Below are 17,671 nucleotides of genomic sequence, written 5' to 3' on the forward strand. Positions count from 1 at the left end.
GTTTTAAGTTTTACTTAGTGATTAATTAACAAGCGTTGGGCCGAATGTTCCCATTTTTAGCAGGTATTGAAGAAAAAGTTTAATTGAAATCAGAAGTAATGGAGTCACTACTGCAACCCCATATTTCGATATAGGTGTGTTTTATCAGCTATTTTTCATCTGGCATGGTTAAATCTAAATCATCGATAGTAGATTCTTGACTCTCTTCTCCAGCCCCCTCTTGCTCCAGTCGCAGTTTGGTTGCTGCTAACGCTTTATTTAGCGCCTGTTTTTTACGCCAAATAATTAAGCCTAAAATACCGATCACCAACAAGGTGCCATTTACCACTAAAATCCAGAATATAGCCTTCTCTTTTGCAGCCGCTTCTTCTTTTGCTGCTTGAATTGCCGCTCGCTGAGCTAATTCTTCCGCCGTGGGTGGCGGCGCAGGTGGCTCAATTAAATTGAAAAACTGCTCAGGCAAATCAAGTACAATTTCGCGACCTTCTATTGTGGTCGAAACTGCAGAGCCTTTAATTCGATAGCTGCCAAAATCAGTGACCGCAGGAATCGCGAGTAAGGTTTCTTTAAATTGAACCTCATTTAAACTTACCGGAAGTTTAAGACCTGCAGGCCCGACGATATCAAAGTGAAAATGAGTCTGTTCAAGTTGTAACACTTCATCATCAACAACCAGTTGAATATGCCATACCCCGTTTAACTTATCTTCAGGCTCGATAATATCGACTGCTATCGGTTTTTCCGAGAGATAAAAGGGATAACTAACCTCTCGCTGAAATATATTATTTCTTGCTTCAACCGTTAACGTATAATTTCCCCATGGTTGATTGAGGTTTTTCTTGCCCGTAAAGATGCCATCATCAGGGACTTCATCAAGCCCTTCACCGTTATCTTTATAAGACCCCACAATGATAGTACCAGTAGTAAAATTCGCGTCGGTATTCTTATGATGGCTGGCAAATTTAACAGTCCACTCAATCATGTAGTCAAGACCCGGCAACCTAACAGTCAAACCGTCTCCGAGTAACCGTGAAGTGACCTTAAGGCGTTCACCTTGAAATAAAGGTTGAGGAATCGGTTCGACATCAATTTCAAGTTTAGAAACTTTCTGAATGCTGGAGTTAGGCGCTAGATTGCCTAAAAGCTGCCAAGGACCAGGCATAGGCTTGGGGATTTTTATCATGTCACCCGTTAAGCCATCAACCCACTTAACAGATTCAGGGTGCCTATCTGAATACCATTTAGAACCGTCGGGTAAAATGACAATTACGGGGGCTGAGCCGTATTCTCGTTGAACAAGTAATGTAAGCTCATCAACCATATGATCAATTCTGAATCTATTTTTAAGTTCAGTGGCTTGGGTATATGGCACAGCAAAAACAGATTGGGGCAGCAGGCCACCAACCAATATTAACAATGACAATAAATAGGGGCTAAATCCTTTCATTAATTAGCGCATTACCTTAAGTATTAGGCTTCGCCTCTCCAGAGGCATTTTCCTGATTTTTGGACCAAATCCAATCGTTGGTCATGTGATACTAATTCATCGGCCGTAGCTGAGATCACTTTAAGATTAAACGCATTTTGTTCCACTAATTGAATACCGCCACCTTCTTGACCTGCCTTTTCGTTGGACAAATTAAACTTAATTTGACCACCTGTCATAATCAAATAGACATCGGCAAGAATTTCAGCATCCAATAACGCACCGTGATAAGTACGGCGTGACAAGTCGATACCATAACGACGACACAATGCATCAAGGTTGTTCTTTTGCCCAGGGTGCAAATGCTTGGCAACGACTAATGAATCAAGAATGCCACAGATATCAGCTGTCTTTGGACCTACTGGCTGTAAATGAGCAAACTCATGGTCCATAAAGCTAATATCGAACGGTGCGTTGTGTGCGACAATTTCAGCACCATCAATGAAATCAATAAATTCTTGGGCTATTTGATGAAAGCGTGGTTCTTTAGCGACTCTCTCATCGGTGATCCCATGAACTTCAATCGCTTCAGGGTCAATTAACTGACCTGGATTAATGTATTGATGATAAGTACGACCAGTCAATTTACGGTCTATCACTTCTACACAACCAATTTCAATAATGCGATGGCCAATATATACAGGCCCACCCGCTTGGTTCATACCAGTTGTTTCTGTATCTAAAATAACCTGGCGGCTTGCGCTAGAAATAATATTCATAGGTAACTCAATTAATTGTTATATGTTTAGGTATAATTGCCGACATTAATATGTATTGCATGGTAACAATTTGATGTCAGAACTAAAACAAATCAAAATATATACTGATGGCTCATGTCTGGGTAACCCAGGTCCCGGCGGATACGGTATTGTAATGAAATATAAGCTGCAAACCAAAGAAATGTCTGACGGATTTAAATTAACCACCAATAATCGCATGGAATTATTGGCGCCAATCATAGCATTAGAAGCCCTATATGAGCCGTGCAAAGTTATTTTAACAAGCGATAGCCAATATATGCGTCAAGGCATCACTCAATGGATCCATGGATGGAAGAAAAAAGGTTGGATTACATCAACGAAAACTCCAGTTAAGAACGTCGATTTGTGGAAACGCTTAGATGCCGTGAGCCAATTACATGACATGGACTGGCGCTGGGTTAAAGGACACGCAGGTCATGCAGAGAACGAACGCTGTGATGATTTAGCAAGATGGGCAGCTGAAGCTAAACCAGAGCAAGAAGATGTAAACTATAATCCCGAATAAAATTTTGTATATTCTAGATTCTTAACTTTACAATCTTGATTTTAAACTATTGATTTTTAAACTATGTCTTAAGAAATACGCCTTAAATTAACATTCTTAAGGCTCGTTAGGTTGAGACGGCTGCGAACAAGGCAAGGTAGAGTGACCTGATCTGCCCGCTGTAGATGCTGGTGCCCATTGTGGTGCTCTCGCCTTTTTCTTTTCTCTAATTGGCGTAAGCGGTGATTCCATTTTACGTGCCACAATCAAATAAACACTGCCAATTCCTGGTAACCAACGCTCAATTCGATTTTGCCACCATGTCCCTTGGTTTATATCCCCAATTAATGGATGATAGATAAAGCGTTCATCTTGAAGTATTTGATAACCTAACAACCCTAGCCAATCTTTTACCCTAGCAGGCATAAAAAACTGTCCTGACCAGGGAATTTTAGTTTGATATTTGGGTAATAACTTCCCCATAAACGCAGTACTTACTGGGTTAAAACCGCAGATAAAGATATACCCACCGCTTATCATGACGCGATCGACTTCTCTCAATAAACGATATGGGTCTTGTTCAAACTCGATAAGAAAACTCATTAACACCGCATCCATAGAACCACTATTGAGTGGTAAATGATGCGGATCAGCTATAATTGAAGCGCCTTCACCATCATGAATTGAAAAGTGTCGTGAAATGTTGCAATGAAGACTAGATATTTGGTGGCTTAATGGCCCAAGTTTTAATAGATGATAACCGAAAATCCTTGGCCACCAACAGGCTAACTTCTGTTCAACAGCCACTTGAATTTCATCGCCACAGGGTAATTGTTGCCAATCGTGCGGTTTCTCATTTATCGACATGAACAATTTACCCTCAAGGTTTTTGCGACTCATTTGAGTATAACGATTTTTATATTAAAGTCGTTAAGCTATCTCAATAATATTATTGTAATGAGATCAATGAGTAAATTTAGTCACTGTTTACATTTAGTGACGCTGCTAAGGCAAGAGCTATCCATTTAGTTACAGAACAATAAGTAATGTTGAGCGACGCAGTCACTCTCTACTAGTATCATTTTTAAAATAGTTCAGTTCTAACATACTTAGTCGCTTTACAAAAAAGTGCTAATTAAATAATTAATGTAAAGCATTCTGGCAATGAATAGTTATAGATGACAAGGTACTTCCTTTTTTAATCATCAGGGATTGGTGTCTTAAAGATAATCCGTTAATCTGTAGATTCTTATTTTATCAAGGTGCTTCCATGCTTTCAGTTATTACGATCCCGGCTTTCAATGACAATTATATTTGGTTATTTCATCAAGCTGACTCAAATAAAGCTTATGTTGTTGATCCGGGCTGCGCAAAAAGTGTATTAAGTTATTTGCAGGGTGCTGAAACTCAAGGAAACAAATTGGATTTAGTCGGTATTTTAATTACTCACCATCATGCGGATCACACAGGTGGTATCGCAGAGCTTCAAAAAGCCTATCAAAACCAACTCAATGTTTATGGGCCAAGTAAAGAAAACATCGATGGATTAACTGAGTTAATTGACCACCAACAATCACTATTACTCCCTTTTATTACTAATCCAGTGAATGTAATTGAAGTACCAGGCCATACATTAGGCCATATTGCATACAGTATCGAAGATGCCCTGTTTTGTGGAGATACACTTTTCAGCGGAGGTTGTGGTCGTTTATTTGAAGGCAGCCCAGAACAAATGTCGGCGTCGTTATCAAAATTATCATCACTAGATAAAGATACAAAAGTATACTGTGCTCATGAATACACCCAAGCTAATTTAGCCTTCGCTATGGCGGTTGAGCCTAATAACCCTCAATTGCAACAGTATAATCAGTCTGTTCTAGATGCCAGAATGAACAATATTTCAACAATCCCTACAACTATTGCAACAGAGTTAGCAATAAACCCGTTTTTAAGAAGTCACTGTACGGAAATTAAACAATCCATTTCGCAGCAGTTTAATGTGAACAATCCTACAGATATACAGACATTTACCTTGCTAAGACAGTGGAAAAACAATTTTTAAAAATTAGAACAAGGCTAAGCAAACGCAACTTAGCCAAGACAACAAGCGGGTTTTGCTCTACAATGCCGCTTCAATTTTGACCAATACTTTAGGCTTACAATCTTGTTAAGCCTGTTTGCAAGACTTAGGAATATCGTTTTCGATGCACAAATCTTTATATATTTTTGTTGGTAGCATGGCCTTTTTAACCGGCTGTCAAACACTAACAACTAAACCTACGCCAGAGCCTATTGCTATTCAAAAGCCGGCAGAGCCTGCAGAGCCTATCGTTAAAGTTGAAAAACCAGTTGAAATTACCGATGTATGGCAACGTATCAGTCTACAAATGGAAATGCCTATTGATGACCAGAAACTGGTCAATCAATATCGTGACTGGTATCTCGCAAATCCAAGACACTTAGAAATCGTGTCAAAGCGCGCTGAACCTTACCTTCATTACATTGTTGAAGAATTAGAAAAGCGTGATATGCCTATCGAAATTGCTTTATTGCCAATTGTAGAAAGCTCATTCGATCCTTCAGCTTACTCTGCCAGTGCAGCTTCAGGGCTTTGGCAATTAACCTCGCCTATTTCTAATTACTTCGGTGTAAAAAGTGACTGGTGGTATGACGGACGCCGTGACGTCCCAGCTGCAACTATCGCGGCACTAGATTTCCTAGAATATTTATATGACCGCACAGGTAACAATTGGTTGTATGCCATTGCGGCTTACAATACCGGTGAAGGCCGTGTAAATAACGCAGTACGTCGTAATAAAGCTGCTGGTAAAAGTACTGATTTTTGGTCGTTATCACTGCCAAGAGAAACTCAGCGTTATGTACCACAGTTAATAGCTTTATCTGATGTAATTAAAAATGCCGACAAATACGGTATTAACTTAACACCAATTAGCAACGAACCGCATATTGCGATTGTTGATATTCAAAGCCAAATGGATTTAAAACTAGCTGCTGATTTAGCTGACATGAACATTAACGAGCTTAAAAGCTTAAACCCTGGTCTTGATCGCTGGGCAACATCTCCTGATGGCCCCCACACACTGGTTGTGCCTTATGACAAAAAGGATGCTTTTGAGCAAAAGTTAGCTCAACTTGATCCTAAGTCAAAGCTAAACTGGCATCGTTATAAAATTCAGTCCGGCGACACTGTCAGCCACATAGCAAAGCGCTTCGATACTTCTGCATCGTTTATTCGCTCTAGTAATAATCTAAAGAATAACAATATTCGCGCAGGTCGATACTTGATTATTCCAGTACCACCAGAAGGTGCTGACTTAACTACCGATCAACTGTTAGCCCAGAACCAGTTAACACCAAAAGCTGTTACTTATACGGTTAAATCTGGCGATTCATTGTGGAATATTGCACGTAAATATGATGTTTCTGTAGATGCATTAATTCGCTGGAATCGATTACCGAAAAATGGAGCATTAAGTATTGGTAAAGTATTGACCATTGGTAGTGCTACAACAAACAGTGGCAACGAGCGCACAGTAAATTATAAGGTTCGCTCTGGCGACTCTTTAGCCCGTATTGCTGATAAGTTTAATGTCTCAGTAGATGATTTAATTAAATGGAATAAGTTGCATAACACTAAGTATATTCAACCTGGCCAAATGCTAAGGTTAGTTGTCGATGTCAGTAAGGTAAATGCATAAATCACCATTTATTGCAGGCGAAGTCTTGTAAAATAAAGACATAAAAAAGGCCAGTTAATCACTGGCCTTTTTATTGCAAATTTTTATTGCAAACGAGTCGTCGAAGCACATCTTATGTAAAGGTAACTATCTAAGTAATTAACTTTACTTACTTTAGTTACTTAACGATTAATGGAGTAGAGTTAGCATTAATCAATGGCATACTACTTCCATCAACTTTACCAGCGAATTTCACTTCAAAACGGTAACCAGGACCAGAAACCTTTTCCATAATGGCAACAGGTACACTGAAACGCGTTTTAATGGTTTGTGCAGGGGCTAAAGTCACATCTCTTAATGCTTGGGTATACATCATGTCCTGCGACGATGACCATACTTTCTGTCCTTTTGGATCATACAGCCACAAGTCAGCCGTCATTCCTGAATTAAACCTCAAGCTAACACTGTGACTTTGACTATTGGTCGCTGTGTACATCAAAGACATCGCTTTAGTTGGATCGGTATATTCCTTAGCTTCTAAAAAGCCAACAAGCACAGTTTCAGCCATAGTTGATACTCCAGCGCCTAAGGTAATCGATTTGACTTCCTTAGCGGGTTTTATGACAGCTGCATCTTTACTACCTTCAGCAGTCACATCGGTACTTGTCGCACTACAACCTACTAAAAGTAAACTTAAGCAACCTATAAAACGTTTCATTAAAACCCTCCTAATTTTTTGAACAAGCTATCTTTCAGCTTATCTGTTTCACCTTTTAACTTGGCATCAAATAACGCGCTAGTATCAATACCAAATTTAGGGTCTTGCATACTGCCTTTAATCGTTAGTGGAATATCCACCCCAGCCAATGGATCATTCTCGCCTCCTTGACCTGAAAGCGAACCAACAACCGAGGTTGTCAATTTATAGTCAACAGTTTGAGAATCAATATTGGCGCTGCCATTACCAGCTAAACGAATTAAAGGTGAAGCCATTGCTAAATCAGGATTAGTAAACATTGAATTTTTCAATGAATAACTACCTGTTAAACTAGTGAAATCAGTCTTAAGCTCTTCTTCATTCTGGGCAGATAAATCGCCTTTTAACTTATCTTGAGCGCTACGGATCATCTGCGGAATATTCACCCCATAAAGTGAGCCGTCTGCAATAGTAAAATCCCCATTTGCTAATAGATTTTTCTTTAAGTTATCAGGAATGAGACTTTTACCAGAACCTTTGATATTGAAATTTGCTGAACCAGAAATCAAATCGATATCTGCAGCATCTTTCAATAACGGGCGAAATTGTACTCCCGATAGTGATTTTTCAAAGTTATAACTTGCAACTTTTTGGCGTCCATCAAGTTTTGCTTTTGCAGTTATGCTGCCTTCATATAAATTTGCAGAAAAATCACTCAAATTAGCAATACCGTCTTTTACCGTCGCCTTCATTTCCCAGTCTTGAGTCAATAAATTAGCAACTTTTATTGATTTAACCGTCATGCCTAAAGTTAAATCTATGGTTTTCAATGCAGATAAATCAGGCTCTTGAGCAGGTTCAGTTGAAGCTACTTTTTCTGACGAAGCATCGTCTGCCTTCTCACTCGCTGGTGGCATTATTTTATCTAGATCAATATCACCGAAATCCATTTGAACATTAATCTTAGGGATTTTACTGCTGTAATTAACCTTAACTTCACCAGTAGCATTAATATTCATCGCGGACAGTTTACTGATTGCCACTTGTACGCTTTGTGAATCTAACCCAAGATTAATATCAGTGACTAACTGGGTGGTTAATTTCTTATTAGGAATGCTCTCACCATCTACGTCAGTATTAATGGTAAAACCTGCTATAGACACTTTAGTCAAATCTTTATTAACGGTAAGTTTGCCTTCACCATTACTGCTAACTGTCATATCTGGCATTTGGGCAGAAAAGTCATAAGCAAAATCTGCTGCATTCCCTAATGAAAACTCACCAAGTGTTAAACTATTTAATACAAATACCTGCTTGGTATCGTTCATTTCATCGATGAGATTAATCGTGGTGTTGGTAACCGATACACCACCAATTTGTAGGCTTTGAAGCTGTATATTACTGCTCGAAGGCTCTTTACTGCTCGAAGACTCTGCAGAAGCTTTCGGTTGTTCTGTTACTGCCGCTTTTTCGCCACTTAACCCATCTAAACTTGTCGAGCCATCCTTTTTCGTAACCATATTCAACGTTAAGCCATCTAAAGAAAGCATGGCGATTTGAACTTCTTGACTCAATAAAGGCATCAGTTCTACATTGGCAACGGCTTCATTGATTTCAACAAACGTAGCCGGAGAAAAGTTTTCTGGATTGGATAGTGAAATACCACCTAGGTTTATCCCTATTGATGGGAAGAAGCTCCAACTTAAATCATTTTCAATAACAAATTCGCGCCCAGTTTGTTTTGTAACTGCATCTACTATTTGTGGTTTAAAACTATTGAGATCAAAAAATACCGTTAAATACACGACCAGTATTAATACTAAACCGGCAACGATACCTAATAGCCATTTAAGTGCCTTCATGTTTGCATCCTTGTAAGCAAATTGAATTTCAATTTTAAGTTACTTATGTTGTTAATATTAGTTTAGCTTAATACCGTTAAATCTAAAGGTTTTTTCGCTATAGCTATGCCGTTTTCATCAGCATATACCATCATACTGGGTTTTATTGTGACACCTTCTATTTCAATATCGACATTGACTAAGCCGACCTCTTTTTTCACAGTTTTAATCGGGTTACTTGCTAATGCTTGTACCCCTATATCAATGGTTTTAAGCGTGCCAACATCACGAACAGCACCATAAATAATAATTCCTTCCCAATGATTGGATGCTGCTGATTCTGCAATCATGTCACCTAATAGTGCTCGGCGAAAAACGCCCCCCCCATCGACCACAAGCACTTTACCTCTTCCAGGCTTAGCTAGGGTTGATTTCACTTTAGAGTTATCTTCAAAACATTTAACTGTGACGACTTCGCCATAGAAAATAGTTCTACCACCATAGCTATTCCAATTTGATTGAACTAAAGTCAGTTCATCTTCGTAATAATCAAATAAGTCAGGTAATAAATCTAACATCTCACTCTCCATGTACTAAAATGAATAGAATTTAACATTAATATAAACGGGTATAGCTATTGAAACAATTCATAAATCTGAATAGACTGTCGCTTATACTCTATTGTTCATGGATGAAAACACTGCAATACCAACATTGCTTTTAATTAACTAACCTCTTTAAGTAGTTTTCTATATGACAGATATTAATTTACAAAATGTTATTAATGCTTTCGATGAATTAGATTTCGAAAACCGCACCACAAAAAACCTTGAGAATGCCCGCAATAGAGTTCAAATGAAGACATACTTATCCTCATTGGATTATAGCTTGCGTCGTTTAAAGATCTTAGAAGAAGTGGTATCTGAGATAGTAGAAGAAAAGCAAATTGAGTTATTAAAACAAGAACATATCCAAACCTACAAAGCAAAAATCATCCAGTTATCAAGAGAATATAAAATATCATACCAAGATGTTTTAAACATCATGGTAAAATTAAAACAATAATATTCTTCCAGATTAAAGCAGACATTATTTATTTCTGGCATCATGAATAATTCCTTACCAGTGTTTTAGCATACTTTGGGTTCTGTGTTATTAACTAGAAGCCAGTCGTATTATTAAATTCTATCTAGATGGATATCTAAGTGTGGATATTTAAGTGTAATTATCGTTAGTTTTCTTTTGATAGAAATGACAAATAGTACTAGAAATACAAAATAGTTCTAATGATATTGGTTGTTCATTTACCCTTCTATATTTAAAAATCTATCTATTCTTCTATTTTAAACACTAAGTGAGGAGCTGAGAATTAAAAAATAATGCCATTGATTAATAATACCAATCAATGGCGGCATTAATCACACTTTAAAATTACCGACAATCTTTCCTAATTGATTCGAACCATCAGCTATCTGAATACTGCTTTGAGAAAGTTGCTCATTATGTGTTTTATTTTCAAGCGACATATCGTTAATTCGAGTGATGTTCATATTCAACTCTGATATAACGGCACTTTGCTCTTCAGTGGCTCCTGCAATTTGAATATTCATCTGAGAAATATCGCCAATTGCCGTTTTTATTGAATTGAGTGCAACTTCTACTTTTTGAGTCTCACCGACAGTTTCATCGGATTGAATAATCGCTCGCTCAACCGACTGGTTAACATTTTCAATAGCTTCTCTAATTGCATCAATAATACCGTTAATTTCTCTGGTAGAATCTTGAGTGCGGCTTGCAAGGGTCCTCACTTCATCAGCAACAACCGCAAAACCTCGCCCAGCCTCACCAGCACGCGCAGCTTCAATTGCCGCATTTAAGGCCAGTAAATTAGTTTGTTCTGCAATGCCAACAATTACATCTAAAATTTGCCCTATTTGGCTAGAACTAACTTTTAATCCTTTGGCGACTGATCCAGTTTGTTGTAACTCTGTCGACAAATCACCAATCTTAACAATAGCATTATCAACAATTGCAGCGGTGTTATCAGCTTCACTGTCAGCAACATTGGCACTGTTAGCTGCAGTTTGCGCATTTGATGCTACTTCAGCTGCTGTCATCGACATTTCATTGATTGCTGTTGCAACGTTTTCTGTTTCCATTTGAACGCTAGAAGAGATGTCATTGGCTTTTGAAGAAATAGATGACAAATCACTAGCCAGAGTATGGCTTTCTGAAACAGAAACTGCCACCGAAGACACCAACTGCTGGATTTTATTGGTAAAAATATTAAAGTTTTGCGCTATCAAATTAAGTTCATCTTGACCATCTTCTGACAGCCTTAGAGTCAAATCACCTTCGCCTTTGGCAATATTTTCAAAAGCAGTAATCGTTTGTTGCATTGGCTCTGCAATACTTCGCGTAATCACAATTAAGAGAATAATAATCGGAACCCATATTACCAATAACAGCAATAAATATTGCATCACAAAAGTCGACTGTTGCGCTTGAATGTCATCAATATAAATACCAGTTCCTACAACCCAGCCCCATGGTTGGAAGCGCTCTACGACACTCATCTTAGGACTTGGTGAGTCTTGATTTGGTTTATTCCACATATAATTAACTGTGGCATTCTTAGATTGATTGGTTCGTTCAATCATTAACTGAAAAAGAGGTACTTTCTCAGGATCTCTCATGAATAAAACATTGGTATCTATTAATTTTTTAGCAAAAGCATGTTGAACCATGACGCCTTCTAAATTAATGGTAAAGAAGTATTCATTGCCAGAATATCGAAGTTCATTCAAAGCCGATATTGCAGCAGACTTGGCTTCATCCTCAGTTATTAGACCTTCTTGAGATTGTTGATGAAACTGAGATATAACGGAGCCGGCAACACCAACTAAAGAGGTAAGTTTTGCTTCTTTTTCTTGAACTAAAACATTATCAATTCGATTAAAAGCAAAGAAAAACATTAATATTGTTGCTAATGCTGCCACGATAATCATTGCCAGCAACCGATTTGCAATGCTAGTTTTGCGTAAAAATAGATAAACAGAATTCATGAGTATCACCATTTAATTGCAATTTAAGTTCACTCCGTACTCGTTATGTCGTATAAGCTATAAATTACTTAAAATACAATTGATAAGCTCTACAACCAACTGAAAAAGTGATTAATAGAAGCGAGAAACGATCTCAGCTTTAAAACACTGTAATGTATTTAGAAGCCACAAATCTCTCACTACGACTATTGTATTATCGACCACAGACGACAAATGTTGAACACTATTCGAGCAACCACTAGAATTAATTTGATATTATATTGATTGAAATCAGTTTTAAAAGTGACATGACGCACTGTCACATTGCCGCATTAATTTATTTAAGGTCTCTATCTTTTCATTAATTAGCTTTAACTTCAGACCTATTGAAACAATAATGAATGTTATAAAAGGAGGTTCAAGAAGCTTTAACAAATAAAATTACCAACTCACTCCAGATTAGCATCATGACTTTAAGAGATATTCACAAACCGTGATCTAATAGCAACTGATTTATCTTGATCATTCAAGTAAAAATTAACTGTTATAAACATAAATCAAACGGGAAGTAACCGTTTAAAGTAGAGTAAAAATCAAAAACTATTTTACATACACGTTTTCAAACTATTAGTTACTTTCAACTGAGTCTCGTTGTTTAATCTCAAAATCAAGTACATGTCGTAAACTTGATAAACTAGTCGAATCTATCTTATTCATATCTCCAGAAGTTAATAAATCAACAGATGACTCAGCCATAGCAATGATTGGTTGTTTAACCGTCGTAATATGTGGCCAAATAGTAGTAGCGATTGGCGTGTCATCGTAACCAGCAACACTCAAATCTTTTGGCACATTTAAGCCTAAAGAATTGGCTACTGAAATCACTGCTGCAGCCATATCATCATTACTGGCAAAAATAGCACTAGGTTTGTTAACTCTATCGAGTAATGCCTTAGCAGCTGACAATCCTGATTTATAACAGAATTGACCATACTCTATAAACTCTGGAGGAACTGGTAATTTTTTTGAACGCATAGCATCTAAAAATCCTTGATATCGTAACCTACAGGGACCTTTTTCTTGGTCGCCTACGATAAAACCAATATCTTTATGGCCGCTATTGATTAGCAAGTTTGTCATGTCATATGCAGCTTGATAATCATCCATGCAGACAAACGGAGATAACGTTAACTCTATATCTGGGGAAACACGAATATAAGGGACATTAAGCGAAGCTAGCTCCTTTAAAATAGAGATGTTATTACACAGTGGAGGCAATAAGATAACCCCATCCACACGCGTTTCTTCTATTAAATCACGAGTAATTTTTAGTTTATTTTCTTGGGTGCCTTCGCAATCATCAACGACTAAATGATAACCCTTCTTACGACAGCTTTTTAAAGCCGACAATATGAATTGACTGGCATAGTCACCGTCACTCGAATTCTCATACAACAGCCCAATAAAATAGGATTTTGAACTAGCTAACCTTCTTGCTGAAATATTTGGTCGATAATTCAGCTCTGAGGCCGCTTTCTTAACCTTAGTCCGGGTTTTATCACTTACCTTTTCATCATTATTGAGTACACGCGAAACGGTCATTTTAGAGACACCCGCCAATTTAGCTACATCTTGAATGGTTGTCTTTAATCTAGTACTCATATTAGTCGTTGCGCTCATCATAACTCATTAAGAATTGAAAATATTACAGACAAAGACTGTAACAAAAATAAAATAAAACTCAGAAACAATTTAAAAGAAACTCAAGATGATCCAAGGTATATCGTATATTGTTACCAAACAGGTTTAGCAAAAATATAAATAAAATCATTAACCAAAGCGTATATCACACATATGTTAACAAAAACGATAACCTCGGTATGTAACAACAAGTTTTAGGTTAACGATAACAATCATTAACTATTTCAACGTGCTTAAAGCTAATGTAATTAAAAGATTCACTCTAAATGAAGCTGTTCATTATCGTGTGAATCCTTAAGTCCCGTACTCGGTAAACACTCTTACTAAGCTAAAACTAAAGTTGTTTAAGCATCCACACATCACAACCGCCATGAATAGTGCCATCTAATGGTTGACTTAGATGCTCAAAGCCCACTTTTTCATATAATCTTATCGCTACAGACATGCTGGTTAATGTATCTAAATAACATTGCTTGAAGCCTGCTTTAGTTGCAAAATCCAAGCATTCTTGAGTTAATCGATTACCTAAGCCCAATCCTCGGCTTTGTGGAAGTAAAAACAGTTTACGCAATTCACAGGTATCTCTAGCATTATTAAATGGAGCAATACCTGCACCTCCTACAATTTCACCATCTACAAAAGCAACAAGGTAAATACTTTTCTGCTCAGGAAAATAATGCTGACTCATTTGTTCAACTTCCGCATCTGAGGGACCAAAGCCCTCGCCTACGGCACCAAACTCTTTACCAACTGCCTTTATGATGTTCGCAACGGCAGTATCTTGATCTGCACTTATAGGTTTTATGATTATATTCATCAATTTATTATATTTTTTTGCTTACTCGTATTTTTAGATTATCAGTAATTTTTTAATTTTAAAATAATTAATAAACCCACTTACTTAACCGGTTAATTAGCTAAATAATTTATCTAAATGTACGTTTTAACCCAGGCAATATGTTGTTGGAACAGTCTAGACATTTCTGGTGTCACAATGTCAGAAACTAATTTTCCAACCAGAATATCATTAGCAATGGCCTCAATTTCATAACTAAACCCAATGGTACTTCGGCAATCAGCAAATGAATCCTTATGGTCATCGAGTTCATAAAGATGACATTCACTGGCACGCCAAAAATCAGGGATAGTGATATAGCCTTTGTCGCCAATTATATAAGCCGAGTTTTGTAGTTTACTTCTAAAGGAAGTCCCTAAAACTGCCGTCATTTCAGAGTAATTGAATATAAAATTGGCTTCGTCTTCTACGCCATTGGGAGCAAGATGTGAACTTACATAAATAGATTCGGGGGATTGTTCAGTAAATAAATGTGCTAAAGCGATTGGATATATTCCCATATCAAAAACACATCCTCCGGCAAGATCAGTTGAATATTCTCGAGAATCCGGTGCATAAACTAGAGGGTAACCAAAATCAGCTTTAACTTGCAAAAGAGTGCCAATTCGACCAGCTTTAAGCCATTTTTTTGCTTGGATAATAGCTGGTAAAAAGTATGTCCACATGCCTTCTATAAGATAGACCTGCTGTTGCTCTGCTATTTCAAACAGCAAATGTGACTCTTCAACTGATACTGTAATTGGCTTTTCACACAACACGGACTTACCGGCAAGCATTGCCGCTTTAGCTTGCTCAAAGTGAAAGTTATGTGGTGTAGCAATATATACCACATCAATTTTGTCATCATTGTACAAACTCTCATAGTCGCCATAGGCAACCTTCGCATCGTATTGCTCAGCAAACTCTACAGCTCGTTTTTTATCACGTGCAGCCACTGCATAAAAATTGCAATTACTGACCACAGCCATATCGCTAGCAAATTGATGAGCAATCCGCCCTGCTCCGATGATGCCCCAATTAAGTGTTTTCATTTAAAATCCTTTTCATCGATATTAAAGCATCAATGTTGACGATGATATTTACACATAATTTAGTCGAAAAAGAAACCGAGCAAACTTTGAGTATAAAGTTTATACGATATAAGACTTGTTTAGCCTTTAATACTAATAATGTTAAAGATAGAAGTGAAAATCATGAATTACTATGACAATAAATTGGACAAGACTTAAGTATTGATTAACAATTTTATGGAGGTTAATGTAAGGTAAGAAGTTTTTAAGCAGGAAAATAACCCATATTGTTCAATATATTGAACAATAATAAGTTAATTTAAAACTGTTTATTATGCAGCTACAACAAGTTGTGCTTTTCTGAGCGGATTAAGTCTATTGTGCATCACTTTTATTGTTTCAAACTGCTGAAGGGTTTTATTTTCAGATAGTGGGCACTCTTTTGATAACACCATCACTAACGCAGCTTGTAAGCTATTTTCCACCACCATAACCAATACGCGAGTACCATTGGCATTAAGGTTAAATAACTTACCCACTTCGCAATAAACACATTCTTGGCTAATTTCAAAAAACCAAGATTTTGGCATTTGAGGTTTTAATAAAAAGTGCGCAGCTGTTGCATTTAATGCTGTTTGAACAACTGCAGCATCAGACATGTTAATAATTTTAGGAAGACTTTCAAGTAACTGTATATAGAATTTGGCGTGCTCGACACTAAATTCTGATGTTATTAACGCATCAGGAATGAGGGTTTTAGTTTTGTATGGGGTTAAGAACTCCATCTCGGAACCTAATGAAATACTTAATTGCTTATAGCTTTCATTATATTCCCACTGCCAGTCCTTATTTGGCATTAATAACATTTTTAGTACCTAATTATAAGAATACAATGTGATAATAGTTTATATTTCAGACAATATCAAAAGATAATTAAAAAAATTTGATATAAAGATCATAAAGTTATAGCGATCGAAAGATCGTGAATACGATCGCTATAACTTTTTTAGATCCAATTAATAGATCGTTTGTGCATTATTTAAACTAGTCAGATCTTATTTTGCTTTATAAGCTTTAACAATATCGTTAATTAAGCCTGGGCCTTGATAAATAAAGCCAGTATATATCTGAACTAATTGAGAACCTGCATCAAATTTAGCCAATGCATCTTCTGCACTATTAATTCCACCAACACCAATAATTGGGATCTCACCGTTTAAATATTCAGCTAATTGTTTGATCACTTTAGTAGAAAGATCCGTTAATGGCTTACCACTCAACCCGCCCATCTCATTGGCATTATCTAAACCAACTACGGCATCACGACTTAAAGTTGTATTGGTTGCGATAGCGCCATCGAATTTACTCTTTAATAATGACTCAGCAATTTTTTCAATCTCTTCAGTCGTTAAATCTGGAGCAATTTTAAGCGCTACTGGAACATACTTATTATACTTTTCAGCTAACTCGGCTTGTTTAGCTTTTAACGAGCTTAATAAATCATCTAAAAGCTCACCGTATTGCATTGTACGAAGACCAGGAGTATTCGGAGATGAAATATTAACCGCAATATAATCTGCATGTTGATATACTTTTTCCATACAGATTAAATAATCATTCTTGCCTTCATCGACAGGTGTATCTTTATTTTTACCAATATTAACACCAACAATAATATCGGTTTTCTTTGCCATTAAATTTCTGACTAAATTATCAACACCTTTGTTATTAAAACCCATGCGATTGATAATTGCTTTTGCAGGTTTTAATCTAAATAAACGCGGTTGTTCATTACCTGGTTGTGGGCGTGGTGTTACAGTTCCTACTTCAATGTGTCCGAAGCCCATAGCATGAAACGCGTCAATTGACTCACCATCTTTATCTAACCCAGCAGCAAGGCCTACAGGGTTATTAAACGTAATTCCCATGCAAGTTACTGGCGCCGCACTAACATTTTGACTGTAAAATAGGTTTAAAGGGTTGTTTCCAGTGTTTTTTAAACTTCCAATAGCGATGTTATGCGCTACTTCTGGATCCATTTGAAACATTACTTTTTGTGCAACTTTGTAAAAAAACATGCTTTCTCCTAAACC

General features: G+C 37.1%; 16 protein-coding genes. 4 read left to right on the top strand and 12 right to left on the bottom strand.

What is annotated here, in order from left to right; translation table 11 throughout:
• Window positions 1-148: 148 nt before the first annotated feature.
• Window positions 149-1,447: a TIGR03503 family protein gene (locus tag QPX86_RS11285; protein WP_285162709.1), complete on the bottom strand. Its 1,299-nt coding sequence runs from the start codon at window positions 1,445-1,447 to the stop codon at window positions 149-151.
• 23 nt (window positions 1,448-1,470) lie between these two features.
• Window positions 1,471-2,205: a DNA polymerase III subunit epsilon gene (gene dnaQ, locus QPX86_RS11290; protein ID WP_220754332.1), complete on the bottom strand. Its 735-nt coding sequence runs from the start codon at window positions 2,203-2,205 to the stop codon at window positions 1,471-1,473.
• A 73-nt stretch (window positions 2,206-2,278) separates the two neighbouring features.
• On the opposite strand from dnaQ, the gene rnhA reads away from it, so the two are divergent.
• Complete coding sequence (gene rnhA / locus QPX86_RS11295) at window positions 2,279-2,752, top strand: ribonuclease HI (RefSeq protein WP_220754333.1); 474 nt, start codon at window positions 2,279-2,281, stop codon at window positions 2,750-2,752.
• 96 nt (window positions 2,753-2,848) lie between these two features.
• Here the strand turns inward: rnhA and QPX86_RS11300 are convergent, their stop codons facing one another.
• Window positions 2,849-3,598 carry a class I SAM-dependent methyltransferase gene (locus QPX86_RS11300; RefSeq protein ID WP_285162710.1) on the bottom strand — a complete coding sequence of 250 codons (750 nt, stop codon included), beginning with the start codon at window positions 3,596-3,598 and terminating at the stop codon, window positions 2,849-2,851.
• Between the two features lie 403 nt (window positions 3,599-4,001).
• Here QPX86_RS11300 and gloB point away from each other — a divergent pair, with 403 nt between their 5' ends.
• Window positions 4,002-4,793: a hydroxyacylglutathione hydrolase gene (gene gloB, locus QPX86_RS11305; RefSeq protein WP_285162711.1), complete on the top strand. Its 792-nt coding sequence runs from the start codon at window positions 4,002-4,004 to the stop codon at window positions 4,791-4,793.
• 142 nt (window positions 4,794-4,935) lie between these two features.
• Window positions 4,936-6,450, top strand: coding sequence for a LysM peptidoglycan-binding domain-containing protein (locus QPX86_RS11310; RefSeq protein WP_285162713.1), 1,515 nt, complete (start codon window positions 4,936-4,938; stop codon window positions 6,448-6,450).
• A gap of 157 nt (window positions 6,451-6,607) precedes the next feature.
• Here the strand turns inward: QPX86_RS11310 and QPX86_RS11315 are convergent, their stop codons facing one another.
• The 3 genes from QPX86_RS11315 to QPX86_RS11325 all read right to left on the bottom strand — a co-directional run bounded on the left by QPX86_RS11315 (window position 6,608) and on the right by QPX86_RS11325 (window position 9,545).
• The gene (locus tag QPX86_RS11315; RefSeq protein ID WP_220754337.1) at window positions 6,608-7,147 is read right to left on the bottom strand and encodes a BsuPI-related putative proteinase inhibitor; all 540 of its coding nucleotides are present in this window, start codon (window positions 7,145-7,147) and stop codon (window positions 6,608-6,610) included.
• Window positions 7,147-8,988 carry an AsmA family protein gene (locus tag QPX86_RS11320; RefSeq protein ID WP_220754338.1) on the bottom strand — a complete coding sequence of 614 codons (1,842 nt, stop codon included), beginning with the start codon at window positions 8,986-8,988 and terminating at the stop codon, window positions 7,147-7,149. Before QPX86_RS11320 ends, QPX86_RS11315 begins: the two co-directional genes overlap by 1 nt.
• A 62-nt stretch (window positions 8,989-9,050) precedes the next feature.
• Window positions 9,051-9,545 (bottom strand): putative 4-hydroxy-4-methyl-2-oxoglutarate aldolase, encoded by a 495-nt coding sequence (locus QPX86_RS11325; RefSeq protein WP_220754339.1) that lies wholly within the window; start codon window positions 9,543-9,545, stop codon window positions 9,051-9,053.
• Between the two features lie 175 nt (window positions 9,546-9,720).
• Here QPX86_RS11325 and QPX86_RS11330 point away from each other — a divergent pair, with 175 nt between their 5' ends.
• Window positions 9,721-10,032: a hypothetical protein gene (locus QPX86_RS11330; RefSeq protein WP_285162715.1), complete on the top strand. Its 312-nt coding sequence runs from the start codon at window positions 9,721-9,723 to the stop codon at window positions 10,030-10,032.
• Between the two features lie 353 nt (window positions 10,033-10,385).
• Here QPX86_RS11330 and QPX86_RS11335 read toward each other — a convergent pair whose 3' ends face one another.
• From QPX86_RS11335 to pyrD, 6 genes are all read right to left on the bottom strand, one after another.
• Window positions 10,386-12,032, bottom strand: coding sequence for a methyl-accepting chemotaxis protein (locus QPX86_RS11335; protein ID WP_285162717.1), 1,647 nt, complete (start codon window positions 12,030-12,032; stop codon window positions 10,386-10,388).
• Window positions 12,033-12,638: 606 nt separating this feature from the next.
• The gene (locus QPX86_RS11340) at window positions 12,639-13,691 is read right to left on the bottom strand and encodes a LacI family DNA-binding transcriptional regulator (RefSeq protein ID WP_259651338.1); all 1,053 of its coding nucleotides are present in this window, start codon (window positions 13,689-13,691) and stop codon (window positions 12,639-12,641) included.
• Between the two features lie 355 nt (window positions 13,692-14,046).
• On the bottom strand, window positions 14,047-14,529 hold the full coding sequence (locus QPX86_RS11345) for a GNAT family N-acetyltransferase (protein ID WP_285162720.1): 483 nt from the start codon (window positions 14,527-14,529) through the stop codon (window positions 14,047-14,049).
• A 113-nt stretch (window positions 14,530-14,642) separates the two neighbouring features.
• Entirely contained in the window at window positions 14,643-15,599 is a 957-nt protein-coding gene (locus QPX86_RS11350) for a Gfo/Idh/MocA family protein (protein WP_285162721.1), read from the bottom strand.
• 311 nt (window positions 15,600-15,910) lie between these two features.
• Window positions 15,911-16,444, bottom strand: a complete 534-nt coding sequence (locus QPX86_RS11355; RefSeq protein WP_220754344.1) for a cell division protein ZapC — start codon at window positions 16,442-16,444, stop codon at window positions 15,911-15,913.
• 189 nt (window positions 16,445-16,633) lie between these two features.
• The gene (pyrD, locus tag QPX86_RS11360; RefSeq protein ID WP_220754345.1) at window positions 16,634-17,656 is read right to left on the bottom strand and encodes a quinone-dependent dihydroorotate dehydrogenase; all 1,023 of its coding nucleotides are present in this window, start codon (window positions 17,654-17,656) and stop codon (window positions 16,634-16,636) included.
• Window positions 17,657-17,671 lie beyond the last annotated feature (15 nt).

Origin of the sequence: Shewanella goraebulensis (genome assembly GCF_030252245.1) — a bacterium.
GTDB lineage: Bacteria > Pseudomonadota > Gammaproteobacteria > Enterobacterales > Shewanellaceae > Shewanella > Shewanella goraebulensis.